The sequence below is a fragment of the Pullulanibacillus sp. KACC 23026 genome (genome assembly GCF_029094525.1).
Lineage (GTDB): Bacteria > Bacillota > Bacilli > Bacillales > Sporolactobacillaceae > KACC-23026.
In genome coordinates this window covers 2059965-2075053 of sequence record NZ_CP119107.1, presented here as the reverse complement: position 1 = coordinate 2075053, position 15089 = coordinate 2059965, and the positions used below count along the sequence as shown (strand labels likewise).

The 15089-nt window shown below is 40.4% G+C and carries 13 protein-coding genes and 1 riboswitch; of the genes, 2 read left to right on the top strand and 11 right to left on the bottom strand.

Annotated elements, in window-relative coordinates; genetic code table 11:
- Window positions 1–5 precede the first annotated feature (5 nt).
- The 10 genes from PU629_RS09780 to PU629_RS09735 form a co-directional block, all read right to left on the bottom strand.
- Window positions 6–1115 (bottom strand): cysteine protease StiP family protein, encoded by a 1110-nt coding sequence (locus PU629_RS09780; protein WP_275284081.1) that lies wholly within the window; start codon window positions 1113–1115, stop codon window positions 6–8.
- On the bottom strand, window positions 1108–2505 hold the full coding sequence (locus PU629_RS09775; protein ID WP_275284080.1) for a phosphoribosyltransferase family protein: 1398 nt from the start codon (window positions 2503–2505) through the stop codon (window positions 1108–1110). Before PU629_RS09775 ends, PU629_RS09780 begins: the two co-directional genes overlap by 8 nt.
- On the bottom strand, window positions 2505–3704 hold the full coding sequence (locus PU629_RS09770) for an HpcH/HpaI aldolase/citrate lyase family protein (protein WP_275284079.1): 1200 nt from the start codon (window positions 3702–3704) through the stop codon (window positions 2505–2507). The genes PU629_RS09775 and PU629_RS09770 overlap by 1 nt, the downstream gene beginning before the upstream one ends.
- 404 nt (window positions 3705–4108) lie before the next feature.
- Entirely contained in the window at window positions 4109–4693 is a 585-nt protein-coding gene (locus PU629_RS09765; RefSeq protein ID WP_275284078.1) for a TerD family protein, read from the bottom strand.
- A gap of 492 nt (window positions 4694–5185) precedes the next feature.
- Complete coding sequence (locus PU629_RS09760; protein ID WP_275284077.1) at window positions 5186–5413, bottom strand: hypothetical protein; 228 nt, start codon at window positions 5411–5413, stop codon at window positions 5186–5188.
- Window positions 5414–6056: 643 nt separating this feature from the next.
- The gene (locus PU629_RS09755; protein ID WP_275284076.1) at window positions 6057–7013 is read right to left on the bottom strand and encodes an acetamidase/formamidase family protein; all 957 of its coding nucleotides are present in this window, start codon (window positions 7011–7013) and stop codon (window positions 6057–6059) included.
- 117 nt (window positions 7014–7130) lie between these two features.
- Window positions 7131–8480 carry an APC family permease gene (locus PU629_RS09750; protein WP_275284075.1) on the bottom strand — a complete coding sequence of 450 codons (1350 nt, stop codon included), beginning with the start codon at window positions 8478–8480 and terminating at the stop codon, window positions 7131–7133.
- Between the two features lie 238 nt (window positions 8481–8718).
- Window positions 8719–9756 (bottom strand): NADH:flavin oxidoreductase/NADH oxidase, encoded by a 1038-nt coding sequence (locus tag PU629_RS09745; RefSeq protein ID WP_275284074.1) that lies wholly within the window; start codon window positions 9754–9756, stop codon window positions 8719–8721.
- A gap of 346 nt (window positions 9757–10102) precedes the next feature.
- A complete protein-coding gene (locus PU629_RS09740; protein WP_275284073.1) occupies window positions 10103–10528 on the bottom strand; it encodes a MarR family winged helix-turn-helix transcriptional regulator in 426 nt (141 codons plus the stop codon).
- A gap of 172 nt (window positions 10529–10700) precedes the next feature.
- Entirely contained in the window at window positions 10701–12200 is a 1500-nt protein-coding gene (locus tag PU629_RS09735) for an aminotransferase class V-fold PLP-dependent enzyme (RefSeq protein WP_275284072.1), read from the bottom strand.
- A gap of 384 nt (window positions 12201–12584) precedes the next feature.
- Between PU629_RS09735 and PU629_RS09730 the strand changes: the two genes are divergently transcribed.
- Window positions 12585–12917, top strand: coding sequence for a PadR family transcriptional regulator (locus PU629_RS09730; RefSeq protein WP_275284071.1), 333 nt, complete (start codon window positions 12585–12587; stop codon window positions 12915–12917).
- Window positions 12918–13685 carry a DUF1129 family protein gene (locus PU629_RS09725; protein WP_275284070.1) on the top strand — a complete coding sequence of 256 codons (768 nt, stop codon included), beginning with the start codon at window positions 12918–12920 and terminating at the stop codon, window positions 13683–13685.
- 304 nt (window positions 13686–13989) lie between these two features.
- Here the strand turns inward: PU629_RS09725 and PU629_RS09720 are convergent, their stop codons facing one another.
- Entirely contained in the window at window positions 13990–14691 is a 702-nt protein-coding gene (locus PU629_RS09720; protein ID WP_275284069.1) for an HAD family hydrolase, read from the bottom strand.
- A gap of 291 nt (window positions 14692–14982) precedes the next feature.
- Window positions 14983–15082: riboswitch (purine riboswitch) on the top strand.
- Window positions 15083–15089: the final 7 nt, after the last annotated feature.

The following is a 15089-nucleotide window of genomic DNA, read 5'->3' as shown; positions in this document are numbered from 1 at the left end:
TCCTTTTATAATTCTTTTATGAGCCCGCAGCAGGAATACGTCATCTCGGTAAACGCTTCAACAGGAACATGACGTTCTTTTGCCAGCATTAAAATATGGGTGAGGTCATTTGTAAAATGAGGATTGATTAAGATCTTCCACGGCATTCTCCTCAAAAGCACTCTTGTCGTTTCGCCTACACCTGGTTTCACAAAATGACGATTACTAATCTTAAACGTCTCTTGAATCCATTCAACCGACGCTAACCCTTTCCAGGTTGGGGTTGGATCGCTGTTCTTTAATTCACTCAACCCTTGATCAATATCCTCCTGAATATGAGGGAATTCTTGTTCAATTGTGTCCACATAAAGGTTAGATACATCCGCCTCAGCCAGTTCTTTATAGTATTTTGCTCCGTGCAGTTCTCCCGGTTTCATAAAGCGGCGGTTTAAAACCGTCCGGCTGACCAGTCCCGAAACCGTTGAATTTAAGCAAGCTGACGGAATCAAAAAATCATCCCGTGTGCCGAAGATTTCAACACAGTGGCCAGGATCAGCCAAAACAGCTAATGTCGAGTCCAATTGATTGATATGCGTTGAATTATACGATTGACACGCTTCGTCCAGCTCACTTGTGATCGCACCCTTGCCTGTCCATCCATCAACAAATTGAATCGCCGCCTGTGGATGATGGCGATAAATATAGTCAATCGCCACTTCATCGATCCCTCGACCACGTATAATTGAAATCGAATAATGTGGGACATCAACGCTGTATTTAAACGATAAATAACGTTTAATCAGAACGCCAATGGGTGTTCCTGCCCGTGCTAGACTCACGATAACGAGATGTTCCAGACTCTTTTTTTCTTTTATTTGTTCCGCAACAAGCCCTACAGCTACGGCTAAGCGCTTTGAATATAAATGAAGCGTGTCATGAAAAAGAGCGACGTACTCTTCATTCGGTTGATACTCGACGGGCAGCATTTCTGAGTAGTGGGTACCCGCTTGAATTAATTGCTCCCGTTCCTCGGTATTCCTTTCTAACACATATTTACCGATATCTTGAAGTAAAAAAACAACATCCTCTTCTTTGTAGCTTCCCATTTTATCAGGTTTAACCGATCTACTAATCATCCAGATTCCTTCCCCCTATCTCATCCGTCATACTGATCAAGTGGATCACTGGAATAAACGTTTGACTTAAAGCATCCAATAAGCTTTTGACCGCATTCGGTGATGACAGTCTTTCCACAAATAGAAAAATCTCATCGTATTGATTCACTTCAATATTGTAAAGATAATTGGTTAACCCCGGATTTTCCGGGCTGTCAAACTTAAATTTTCGCTGAATCAAATAACCCTTATGGTCCGATTGGTAGATCGGGCTTCGGGTGGTCGATTGATAAGAAATCCCTTCCCCCATGTAGGATGCTATTTTCATAGGGAGATACATAAATTCGCCTGTGCCAATAACCAAAGTCCGCTTTCCCATGCGACGTGATTGAAGCGCGTCTCCGATCGGTTTATACAGGTCGTTATAGCGGCGCTCTTCTTTTATGGACAGTCCGAAACGCCCTGTCCCCTTTATATAAGGCGCAGTCGTTTGAGAACCATCTGCATGAACCGAGCTTTCATACAACAACATCTCAGAATTCATCATTTTGGTAAGTGACATAGACGACAGTTTAGGTGTGAATGGCTGAAAAGCAGGTCGTTGCTCTTCTAATTGAGTCGGTTGGCCGATCACTTCCATATTTCCCTCAACAAGTGAGACCGCATGAATCGTAATGTCCAGTTCACGCTCTAAAGCTTGGTAGCTTTGCCGATGTTCAGGTGTTCGCCAATCTAGAATCGAAACAATCGTGAACGTTTTTTTATGAGGATATGTTGCTTTTAAAGTACGAATAATGTTAACAGCCGTTTGACCGGTTGTGATTTCATCATCGATTAAGATCACTTCATTGTCATTCTTGAAAAAATCCTGTTGCAAGGCATACACACGGTGACTGGTGGCGTGGGAATGTTCTTCTTCAAAATTAATAATGGAAGACAGCTTTTCGATCTGTTCCCTCGTTGTATGAATATAAGAAGCTTGTTCCTTAAAAGTAGAAAAGACGGCATGGCCGAGAGCGGTAGCCGTCTCGGCAAAGCCAATACAGGTAACCGGATTCGGCAATTCAATAGGATTTTTTTCCATAACCTCAAGAACGTCTGCCAACCCTTCCCTTGTTTTGATAGCATCTACGACCGCTTCAGTATGTGGATTTAGTTGCCCGTGGACGACTTCCATGTATCTTAAGGCGAGTAAATGACCGGTTAAGAGACAAATTTTTGGGTCAACAGCCAAATGTTTGCCTAAAACTTTACTGACAAATAAAAAGCTTCTTTTTTTATTAATTCGGGCAGCCATCTGAAACAAATGGCTTAATTCAAACTGATAAGGATTACTTAATAGATCTACTTTTACAGTAAAATCTTCAAGGATTTGCTGTTCGTACTTGGATGTCGTCACTTGTAAAGTCATTAGTTCACCTCATGAATAGCCTTTTCCTCTTGCTTCTCCATCAATAAACGCGTAAAATCTTGATTTTCGTTTAACACACCAAATGCTTTAGCACGGAGGAGAATGCGTTTTGCCCAATTATAGTGGGGCTTGATTTCGTTCATTTTATTTTCATAAGAACTTTTCAATACGCCTGCCTCACTATGGTTGAGGATCGACAGGGCATCCATGTATTCCTCATGTGTCACGGTATAGACCGAATGAACGGGCTTAATATGTGTCGGATGAATAATGGTTTTGCCGACAATCCCATTCAATTTATCCAATTGCACCTCATTAATAAGCCCCTCAATATACTGGTTCATATTTTCCAATCGTTTATTCTTAGCCGTTCGTTCAGATCTTTCTTGAAAAGGGGTCACTTTAAGCTTGGATATTAAGGGAAGTTGTTCCTTATAGAAAAACTCCCAGACTGGCCCAGAGATCACATAGCCATCTTGGCGATTGAACAGGTTTAGGATGTCTGTGATACAATCACGAATGACCGACACCTCATAAATGGTTGAGTCCACTTTTCGGCGAATGCCGTAAAAGCTAGAAAAATCCGTCGCTCCAATCCGAATATTCAAAATCAATGGCTCATATGAATCTACTAACTTCTTTATATTTAACAAGGCTTCCATTCTCGATTCCTTATACATGATCTCGGATGACTCTAAGATCGGCATCCCATAAAGGACCCTGTCCCCCGTATTATTGGTTTGAAGAATGTCCAAATACTGGGCTCCCGTTTCATAGGAAAATTTCGGAAAGACATAACCTGTTAAGACACATTGCAAAGAGCCTAAAGAAGTCGTCACTCTTCTCATCTGCTCAGGATCCCTCACCCTAACAAAAATAAGCGGAAGGGCATCGATAGTGATCTGCTGCTCCTCTAATGCATGAAAAATCGTCTGAATATGGTCGACCAACCGGATTTCTGCTTCAGCAATCAGGTGGTCACTCACCGCATCTTCTAGATCAATGACCATTGCTGTTAGTTCAGGGTATTTTTGCTCCACGACATCTTTGGCAATACTGTCTTTAACTGCAGGCATATAGAGAGCTGCGCCAAGGGCATAGGATAGAAGTTCTTTATCCGTAAATTTATTAAAGGACTCTGGCTCTTTAAAGAAGATTTCTCTTTTTCTTGTCTCTGTTTCATAGGCGAAATGCTTCATCCGTTCTCCCCTTTCTATTTAATTGGTTTAGAGCAATTAAAAAACAAAAATAAAAGCCACAGTTCGTGAATGATGACAGACTGATTGTATAAAAAATTGGAATCACGAGGCAGTTGTGAGGGATGGTTAGTTCTTCGTAAGTCAGCAGGCTAGAAATGGATAGCAAAAGGGTTGATAAGGAATCCTCATTACATAAAGGCCGATTAGGCGTAACGAGGATACGCTATCCGCCTTAAAATGGGCGATTTGAGCCATTAGATGTAACGAGATTACGCTATCACTCAAAAAAAATGACTAAATGCCCTCAATCTGAAGAAATAGCGTATCGTCGTTACCCTATTTTTAACAGAGTCAATGTATAAAAATAGGGAGAGAATCCCCTCCCTAAAAACGTTCTGCTTAAGTTAACCTACTTCTAGTCCGAAGTCTTTGCAAAGGGCAGCGAGTCCGCCTGAGTAGCCTGCTCCAATTGCCGAGAACTTCCACTCGTTATTATGGCGATATAATTCACCGACGACGATGGCGGTTTCAACGCTGAAATCCTCACCTAAGTCATAACGGATTAACTCTTCATTCGTTTCTTCATTCACGACGCGAATAAACGCATTGCTGACTTGGCCGAAATTTTGTCTTCTAGCCTCAGCTTCGTGAATGGTAACGGTAAATGTAATTTTTTGTATATGAGATGGAACATCTTTAATGGCAATTCTGACTTGCTCATCATCGCCATCTCCCTCTCCTGTCAGGTTATCACCCGAGTGGACGACCGCACCGCCTGCACCTGTTGTATTGTTGTAGAAGACGAAATCTGCCCCATCTTTTACCTTTCCATTCTCACCAAGTAAAAAAACAGAAGAATCAAGGTCAAAATCTTGACCCCCATCATACTTGTTGACATCCCAACCTAGCCCGACTAACACTTTGGATAAACCAGGATTTGTTTTTGTAAGATCCACTTTTTGACCTTTAGCTAGAGATACGACTGCCATATAGATAGGCCTCCTATTGTATTTAGTAGTTGTGTTCAACGTTGATGAGCTTTCAAAACTTTCCGATAAACATAGTGTCTGTCGTTTCTTCGGTGATTACTCGGATTACATATGCGATGAACTCAAATACTAAGACGATCGATCGAGCTTTACCGCCTTGTTTAAAAAGTCATCTGATTCTATTTTACCTGTAAAAGATCCCAAACGTAAACCAATTATTACTAAAAATCGACCGGATTTTTCCTTTTACGATAAAATAATAAAGCTTTTGTCAAACCTGAATACCCTCAGTAAGCTATGATTGACAGATTTCATCAAAATAAGCCCCATAAACAAACAAGAGCCTGCCTCCTATCAAAACCGGATAGGGAGCAAGCTCTTCTTAATTCTTTATCTGTTTTTACAACGTCTATAAGCGATGAACCTCTTATTTCTTAACTTCTTCAGGCTTTTGGTTGGCAATGGTTAACAAGTTGGGAGGCGAATCCCCCATTAATCTAATGAGCCAAACTCTACCAGTTTAGGAACATGAGAACTCGTCTGTTCATTCCCGTACTCAAGTCTCGACTTCACCATTAAAAAATCAGGACTATCTTCCTCTGTATTATACGGACCAAATTTATAGTCGACTAATGATCCTTCAATACCAAAATAGTTTTCAAGGGCCTCAATGATGTCATTTTTTGAAAACTGGAATGTATGCTCTTCATATTTGTACACGCTTCTCTCTCCTTCTCCACAAATGGGTCATTCAAAATAATCTTATGTAACAAGGCCCAGTGAAGTTCTTCAAAATTTCTGTTGGGGGGCCCTCCCCCCCTTATAAAAATCCAGGACGAAAAGCCCTCACTTTCATTCGAAAGAGAGGGCTTTTGACACTGACCAACTCTTTAATTTTTTTAGAATCTTATCTTTTTTTCATAACCGGGCTCCAATACACAAAATCAGGGCGTGTGCGGGAGCCCTTCGTGTGTGATGGGGGCTCCAATACACAAAATCAGGGCGTGTGTGGAGCCCATTGTGTGTGATGGGGGCTCCAATACACAAAATCAGGGCGTGTGTGGAGCCCATTGTGTGTGATGGAGGCTCCAATACACAAAAATGAGGCGTGTGCGGAGCCCTTCGTGTGTGATGAGGGCTCCAATACACAAAAATGAGGCGTGTGCGGGGCCCTTTGTGTGTGATGAGGGCTCCAATACACAAAATCAAGGTGTGCGCGGAGCCCATTGTGGTTTATAATTTCTTAACTAATTAGAATTCGCTCGTCGCCAAGTCCTAGCGAAAGTGAAAGTTTATACGCTGAAAGCATAAATTAAAACGAACTCTATGGAGAGAGTTCGTTCGTTTATAGCCTTTAGGGTATTCAGTTAAAGATGGCGCGCGGCAAAAAGGCAGAGACAAGCCAATTCGGTGCGTCAACAATTTCATTGATTCGCAAATCCACTGCGACACTACAAAGCATGTAGGCTTCACCAGCTGTTAACCCGTATGTATCCATTAAGTACTCGATCATATAACGGATGGCATTTTGTGAAGCCTTAAATAAATCCTCACCGTGACCCGTTGTAACGTAGTAACCTCGACTATCCGCTTCTGGCGTTGGCGGTCCAGGAATTTCATAACGAGCTTCTTGGATCTGTTTCCCCTTATGTAGCTTGAAACGAAGATTAATTTCCATCGAAGCTTCAATGGCCGTCCCGCAAACTTCACCATCTCCCTGTGCCGCATGCGTATCCCCAACGGAAAATAAAGCCCCCTCTACCCAAACAGGCAGATACAATTTGGTTCCACGTGTTAAATGACGGATATCTAAATTGCCACCATTTTTTCGAGGCGGTACCACATTAAAATGGCCATGTTCAGGAAGTGCAACACCAATCGTGCCAGGGAATGGCTTAATAAACAAATCGATACCGGGCAAAAATTCCGTTTTGTTGCGATGAGTTAAATCATAAGTTTTGATAAGCGGCTCTTTAAACTCGTCTGCCAGAAGGCCGAACCCCGGGATCACACCCGTCCATCCCCACTCTAAAGAACGGAAATCAAGAATGTCAATTTCTAACGTATCGCCAGGTTCTGCACCTTTAACATACAGTGGACCTGAGACCGGATTGAGCTTTTCAAAATCAAAATTCAGGAGGTCCTCCGCCTTCGCATTTTTACTCAACTGCCCTCCGGAACACTCTATAATTTCAAACCCCACCGATTGACCGGGCTCAATTTCAAGAATAGGCTGATTATCCCTGTCCCAGCCATAATGCATATGGGACTTCATATCATGTATCGTATGGTGAAGATGCTGATGTTGATGAATGGTCATAGATCTCAACCCCTTTAAAAATTTAAAAGACATCTCTTAATTCGATCACTTGTTCCTTTAAGTGAGAGGTTCCGCTTGAAAGAAGCCTCAGTTTATACTTCTTACTTCACTAGCCTACTAGATTTCAATCGATGAATCCTTCTTTTGGACGGCAAGAACAATGGCGATCACAATACCGATGGCGAGCCAAATCACGCCCAAAATTTTGGCTTGCGGACTTAAACTGATCCACACATAACCAATAACGATAAATCCAATTAACGGTAAAATTAAATGATTCCAAAAGTCCTTGCTCTTATTTTTTACAACGTAGTGAACATACACACTAATATGGAGAAAGAGAAAAGCGGTTAAGGCGCCAAAGTTAACAACCGAAGAGAGGGCACCAATTTGAGAAACAAACCCAATACTAACAATTAAAGAAATAATGGCCACAAAAATAGTACTTACATAAGGGGTTTGATATTTTGGATGAATTTTCCCTAGAACTTTAGGTAACTTACGGTCTCTCGCCATACTATAAAGGATCCGGGAAATCGCGGCTTGAGCAACAAGGGCATCGGCAATCCCCCAAGAGATCGCGGTTGCAATGGCGGTAAGGCTACCTAACCACCCCCCGCCTGCAATTGCGGCCACTTCATAAAAAGCATTTCCGACGTCTTTAAAACTTGTAAAATCAGGGAAAATAAGGGCTGCGATCCAGGTTTGGACCATGAATAAAACACCTACAATAAGGAGCGAATAAATGGTGGCCCGGCCAACCGTTTTCGCCCCGCCTTTCGTTTCCTCAGATAAGGTTGAAATCGCATCAAAACCAAGAAAACTTAAGACAGCGATCGAAACCGCACTCATAACGACATGCATACTAAAATAGTTTGGATCGTAAAGCGGTTTAAAGGAAAAAACAGCCCCATTAACATGATGAGCAATCGCCACAATTCCAACACTAATAAAGATGGCTAGAACAATAAGTTCAAACACTAAAATGATTTTATTGGCTTTTGCCGTAAATTCAATCCCAAAATAATTGATGATGGTATTAATTAGGATAAATAAGATCAGCCAAATCCAGCTTGGAATAGCTGGAACCATCCCTGACAACGCTTGTGCACTCACCACATATAACAAAGACGGAATTAAGATGTAATCGAGTAAAATGGCCCAACCGGCAACGAATCCTACATATTGATTAATCCCTTTCCCTGCATAGGCATAGACTGATCCCGCAATCGGAAAGGCTTCCGACATTCGGGCATAACTTAGAGCGGTAAAAATCATACCAACCATCCCAATCAAATAGGCAAGGGCGACCATGCCTTTTGAGGTTGTGACCACATCCCCATAAATCCCAAACGGTGCGATTGGAACCATAAAAATCAAACCGTAAATCAAAAGATCCCAAAAGGTTAGGCCGCGCTTTAATTCTTGTTTGTACCCAAATTGCTCAACGGCTGATTGTTGAGACATTTGCTCTCCCCCTTTATAAATTTGTATAGACTAAATTATCTATATATAAAGAGAATTATATTTTAATTGCTTTACCGCGTCAAAGTCATTTTTTACTAAATTGTTTCATTTTTCAATGAAGACCATCACTTCTTTCATCTTGGCTAGAAAAAAGGAAAACATCGGGATCGATGTTTTCCTTTTTTAGTAATAGAATTTATTTTTTGTAAGCCACTGCTAACAGCCTCGTTATTTAGGTTTATTTCCCGACGTTCGGAAAGCTGACTTTATACTGAGCGGGGAAATTGGTTTCTTTATTAAGCTTGGCCGCTGCTTCTAACGTCCAATACGGATTTCTCAGCATACCTCTTCCAACCGCCACAAGATCGGCATCTTCATTACCTATAACTGCATTAGCTAAGACCGCATCATCTAATCGACCAACAGCAATGACCGGTACATTTAATGTATGCTTGATTTCTCTCGCTAAAGGAACTTGGTAAGCGGCATGCGTTCCTGGTCGACCGTGAGCGGCAATTTGCCCTTCTCCTCCGGCACTGACATGGAATAAATCAACACCAGCGGCTTGGTAGTCTCTTGCTAATTCAATACTTTCCTTAATGCCATATCCGCCGTCAACGTACTCTTTCCCTGATATACGGAAAATTAATGGCATATCTTCAGGCATTTCGCTTTTAGCAGCCTGAATCACTTCTTTACCAAATTTGGCTAACTCTTTTCCATAGTCATCCGTTCTTTTATTCGTGTAAGCCGATTGAAATTCATGAATTAAGTAGCCATGAGCGCCGTGAAGCTCAATGGTGTCAAAGCCCGCCTTTACCGCACGTCTGACGGCTAAGCGGAATTTTTCAACTATTTCCTTTATTTCATCGATCGTCAGTTCTCTTGGTGTTTTATAAGTCTCATCAAAGGCAATCGCCGATGGAGCAACAGGCTCAGCGGCATCTTCTGCTTTTCTTCCAGCGTGAGCGATCTGAATTCCAACTTTAGCACCCTGTTCGTGACAAGCGTCCACAATCCGTTTTAATGCAGGAATCTGTTCATCGTTCCACAATCCTAAGTCATAATCGGTAATGCGTCCATCAGGATCAACATCTGTCATTTCAATAATAATCAGGCTGGCGCCACCGATCGCCCGGCTCACATAATGCAGATAGTGCCACTCATTTGCAATTCCATCCTTCTTCGTAACGGAATATTGACACATTGGCGGCATAACGACACGGTTTTTTAGCTCCAAGCCTTTAATTTTATAAGGTGTAAATAAATGTTCCATGACTCCATCTCCTCTTGAATTCGTAAAAAATATTAATACTTTTAAAGGGTATCCTTTTAACGCGATGACTATAAAATGCATGCACATGCATACAATAACGGAAATAAAAGACGGCCGTCAAATAAAAAGCTTCTCATTGTTCCGCTATCTGCACTTGCCCGCTATTAATTTTTCAATATAAAAGCTCTCCAAAATAAGTTAAAAAGGGCGACCCAAACCGCCACCAGTTTTGGGAAAATCCTCAAAGGTGCGCTATTTTTCCAAGAAGGTTGTCCATTTATCCTAAAAGGTTTGAGAAAAATCCTTGAAGGTAACTCAAAAATCTAGAGAGCTTTTAGCTGAATGATTATTTTGCATAAGTTAAGATTAAAGCGTTTAATCCCTCTTGAATCTCCTTTACGCCTAAGGCTGCCTCGATGGTTGAACAAAAGGTCTCACGTGCTTTTGCTAACTTAGCCTCACCGATATCAGTGATCGCTGTATAGATGTTGCGGCGATCCTCTTGGCAAATCTCTCGTTGTAACGCACCGCATCCCTTTGCTTCAAAGCGGGCAACAAGTCTTGACATCGCACTTTGGCTCAAACCAACCATTTGCTGTAATTGCTGTAATCTCAACTTCTTTTCAGGCGTTTCATATAAAAATAAAAGCACATAAAATTCTTTTAAAGTTAAGTCATGTTCCCGCTTCATGACCTCTTCTAATTCATGAGCCAAATTCATGTAAGTAGTTGTTAAAGAGAGCCATCCCGCTATTAAGTCATCCTGCTTCATTCACAAATCACCACCTATATTGCCTAACATTAGTATAACGTATGATTGCTATTAGCGTAGTTTTTCTTGTACTTTTTATTTAAAACTCTGTTTTCGCACGGCTTGTTTACGACGAGTAATTCATCATGGAACCACTGCTTAATTATGCCTGCCTGCTGTCCACAAGGCTTTTTTAAAGTTCAAAAAGCTGGTTGTAGTCCCTTCTGTTATGCAGAATAGATAAGAAATTGTTACTTTTGGCATCATAAACATAATCTTGCTTCCAAGATTCTTGATTCTGCACAATCTGCTTCATGGCTTTAATAAATCCATAGGCCTCCTCATTTGTCATCGTGGGATGAATGGAAAGACGAACATAGCCCGGCTTGAATGAATAATTACCTTGGTTAATTTGATCCAAAATCATTTTAGACTTTATCTTGTCAATGTTAAAAAGAATATGCCCATAAGTACATGCGCTTAAACAACCGCCTCGCACTTGATAGCCGAACCGATCATTCAACAGTCTGACAATTAAATTATAATGAAGGTCTTCTACAACAAATGAAACAATGCCTAATCTGTCTTCTACCTGTCCTTCTAACACGTGAACACCAGGAATGCTTTTTAACTGCGGCATAATGATGGCTAAAAGCTCCTTTTCTCGCTCTTTGATTTTTTCTGTCCCCATTTTTTCTTTAAGCTTGACCGCGAGCCCTGCCCGTATTCCTTGTAAAATACCAGGTGTGCCGCTGTCTTCTCTTGTTTCAATATCTTTAACGTAATGACGTATGCCCCATGGATTCGTAAAATTAACTGAACCACCGCCCGGCTCATCTGGTACACGGTTATGATAGAGATGAGAACCAAAGATGCCAACCCCGCTTCCGCCAGGTCCTCCTAGAAATTTGTGGGTGGAGAAAAAAAGAGCATCAAGATTTTCAATAGGATCCTCTGGATGCATGTTCATCTCATCATACGGAGCGGACGCGGCGAAATCAATGATACAAATCCCGCCTGCTTCATGCAGTTTTCGCGCTAACTGGTGATGCGGCAAGCGTAGCCCAGTTACATTAGAGCAGGCAGTAAAAGCACCAATTTTTAAAGGGCGTTCACGATAAGTAACGAGAAGACGTTCTAGAGCCGCCATATCCAAACGTCCATCCTGAGCCCTCGGAACGATTACGACATCCGCGATCGTCTCCTCCCAAGATATTTGATTGGAATCATGCTCCATATGACTAATAAAGACGACCGGTCGATCAGCTTCTTGCAAGTCTATTTTTTTCTTCCACGTTTCAGGGCCCTTTAGACCCATAATTCTCTGAAACTTGGCTAAAACCGATGTCATACCAGAATCCTCAAGCATGATCACATCCTGATCATCTGCGTGAACATGTTTTTTTAGCAGTTTCTTAGCCTCTTCATACGCCTGCTTCATCGTTTGACCCGTCACACTGGATTCCGAATGGGTATTTCCATAAAAAGGGCCAAACACCTCTCTGACTTTAGTTTCGATGGGATAATAGAGACGCCCGCTCGCAATCCAATCCGTGTAGATGATCCTTTGGGTACCATAGGGGGATTCAAACGTTTGATTGAGTCCAACTATCTCCTCTCGAAAAGCTTTGAAATAGCGCTCTAAATCTGTTTGATAGCGATAAACGTGAGTTCCAATTTGGGCGGTGATCAAGTAACCTCACACCCTTCTTTAAATTTTTCATATAGATCAAAAGGTTTCTGCCATATATTGATTGAATCATTATAAATTGAATGCCACACAATATTGCGCTGACTTCCATGTACTTAAAAATCAGCTCAATGCCTAAATAAGTATATGAAAAGTTAGACGTAATATTAATGCTGCGTTTTAATGGACTAAATCCGTTATAAACACACTTAAGAAATTAAATCTAATCCTCAATCAAAAGAATCAGATAATCCTTGATTAGCCGATTGATATCGGTTAAATTTAAACTATAATGTATTGCAAGTTAGTCAAGCTGCCACATATTTTTTAGACCAAACTATGTTGCAATACAATATAGTTGCCGAGGTCAATTAAGGAGGACGTTTATTGTCATCTTCCACTCAGATATTAAAAGGAATATTAGAAGGTTGTCTTCTTAAGATCATTGCTAAAGGAGAAACGTATGGATATGAAATGATGGAAACCTTACACCTATATGGGTTTACAATGGTAAGCGAAGGCAGCATTTACCCCTTATTACTTCGTTTAAAGAAAGATGGCCTCGTCACTACAAGTAACAAGAACACCCCTTCAGGTGGCCCTAAACGCAAATATTATGTATTAACGCAAAAAGGTCAAGAAGAGCTGAATGGGTTTAAAGAAAATTGGGGCTCTATATCGAAAAGCGTTAATAAGCTGTTAAGAGAGGAAGGCGACTAAATGGAATTATCAAAAGAAAGCCTTGATTTTTTAGATGATTTAAAGCTATACCTCATTTCAAGCGGTAAAAATGAAGAGGAAGTTAAAGAGGTGGTGGAAGAGCTAATAGATCACCTCTATGAAGCCGAGAAAAAAGGGAAAAGTGTTAAAACCATCATTGGAAAAACCCCTAAGGAATATATGCGAGCCATTGCAAAGGAAATGGCTTTTGATTCAAAGGATTTAATCAAATATATCACCATATTTATATTAGGCGCCTTCGCTTTCTTAATCCTTAGTAATGCTCTGAGTATCAGACCTCAAATCTCTCTTTTAGAATTAATTGGGTATCCTGTTCTATTTGTGCTGTTTTTATTTCTAGTCGCCATTGTTTTCAACTATATTTCCAGCCATACACTATCTAAAAGAAAAGAAGCCTTTATTTACTTCTTTACAGGATGTACTCCTCTCATTCTTTTTATTGGATTATTACTTTGGAACCAAAGCTTTAAGACCCCCACCTTTCACCTGGGAGCATCCAGTACAATAGCCTCCATTATTATTGCCATGGCCATTTTCATAGGGGTATCTGTTTGGAGTAAAACTTGGGTCTTAATCATCATTCCAACACTTATCTATCTGCCGCAGTTCATTATTAACCACACAACCCTTAATCAATCAATGAAACTAATCTTCTCGCTTTCAATCCTATTTATTGGCGCTGTGCTTTTTGCCTTTTTCTCATTATTAAAAACAAGGAAAGCTAAGAAAAAGGAAAATCTATCATAAAACTAAAATGATTTTTAAAGAGCAAAAGTTATTTAGGATACGATCTCCGAGCATGATTGGTACAGTTACAAATGGGGAGATGTTTTTCCTTTCTTTAGATTTATGGGAACAGGGCTTGTTCCTGCTTTATTTTACAATCAAATTAGAATCCCATAGTTATTACGACATCGTTATGCTGCTTGGTTTCCCCTGCCCACACCATTTCCCCAACCAAAAACCATCGACGTATTTTAGAGAATTTTCAGAAGAAGGTTTTATTATAGTTAAACAACAGAATAAATTTATTAACTTATTTAATGACCTCTTACTTCATAAACACCTCTAAAAGCTCTTTTGCCTTTTTCACTTCGATATCGGGTTGATAAATGGCATCTTTAGGTAATTCTCGATTCCTATGATTCATCCAAATCGCTTGCCAGCCTGCTTGTTTAGCACCCATAATATCTTTTTCATAATTGTCCCCAACATAAACCGTTTTTGTTTGATCAAGATTTAGTTTCTTTTCCACAAACTCAAAGACTTCCCTTTTTGGCTTGGCATGGCCAACTGTTTCAGAAATAAAAATGTTCTCGATAGGAAACCATTTCCTTAAACCGAGCTGATTAATTTTCATTGTTTGGTGTTGTTCTTCACCATTTGTGAGGATAGCAAGCTGTTTATCTTGTTCGTGAAGAGAATCTAATAGCTCCCGTACTTCTGGGAATAGTGAGATATGAGTTTGTTCCACCACATACGCTTCATGGAAAGCAATCGCTTTTTGAAGATCAATCGGGAGTCCAAAATCCTTGCATGCGGCAATGACACGCCCCGTCTGCCAGTCGAACTGAGTGATTTCTCCTCGTTCACTCTGATCAAATAAAACCTCACTATATTTCCGACTCGTTTTATAAAGCTTGTCTATTTCTTCATTGGACAATGGTTCCGCAAACATCTGTCGCACTGTTTTATGAAAGGATTGGGCTTGATCATATAAAGTGTCATCTATGTCAAAAATAATCGTATTCATTTAAATAAAGCCTCCTTATTTATAAGTATCATATCATGCTTGACTAGGTTTCGGGTCGTGAACATGATAAAGCCTCACAGTTACCACCCTATTGATCGATTTGTGAGAATGAATGCAAACGACTTTGATAACCATTGACCATCAATTAAACTTAATTTCTTAATAAAAGTCACTATCTATTGTAATTAGAACCTATTTTTAAAGGGGCTACTTCCTAACTGAAAACAACTTTAAATGATGACACTTGAAAAATACGAGACAATCTGCTAAACTCGTTAAAAGTGTCACATGAAAACTTTATGTTTACTACTCTGTATAACCTCAAGAATATGGCTTGAGGGTTTCTACCAGGAACCTTAAAATCCTGATTACAGAAAATGAATTTTCGATTCATTTCT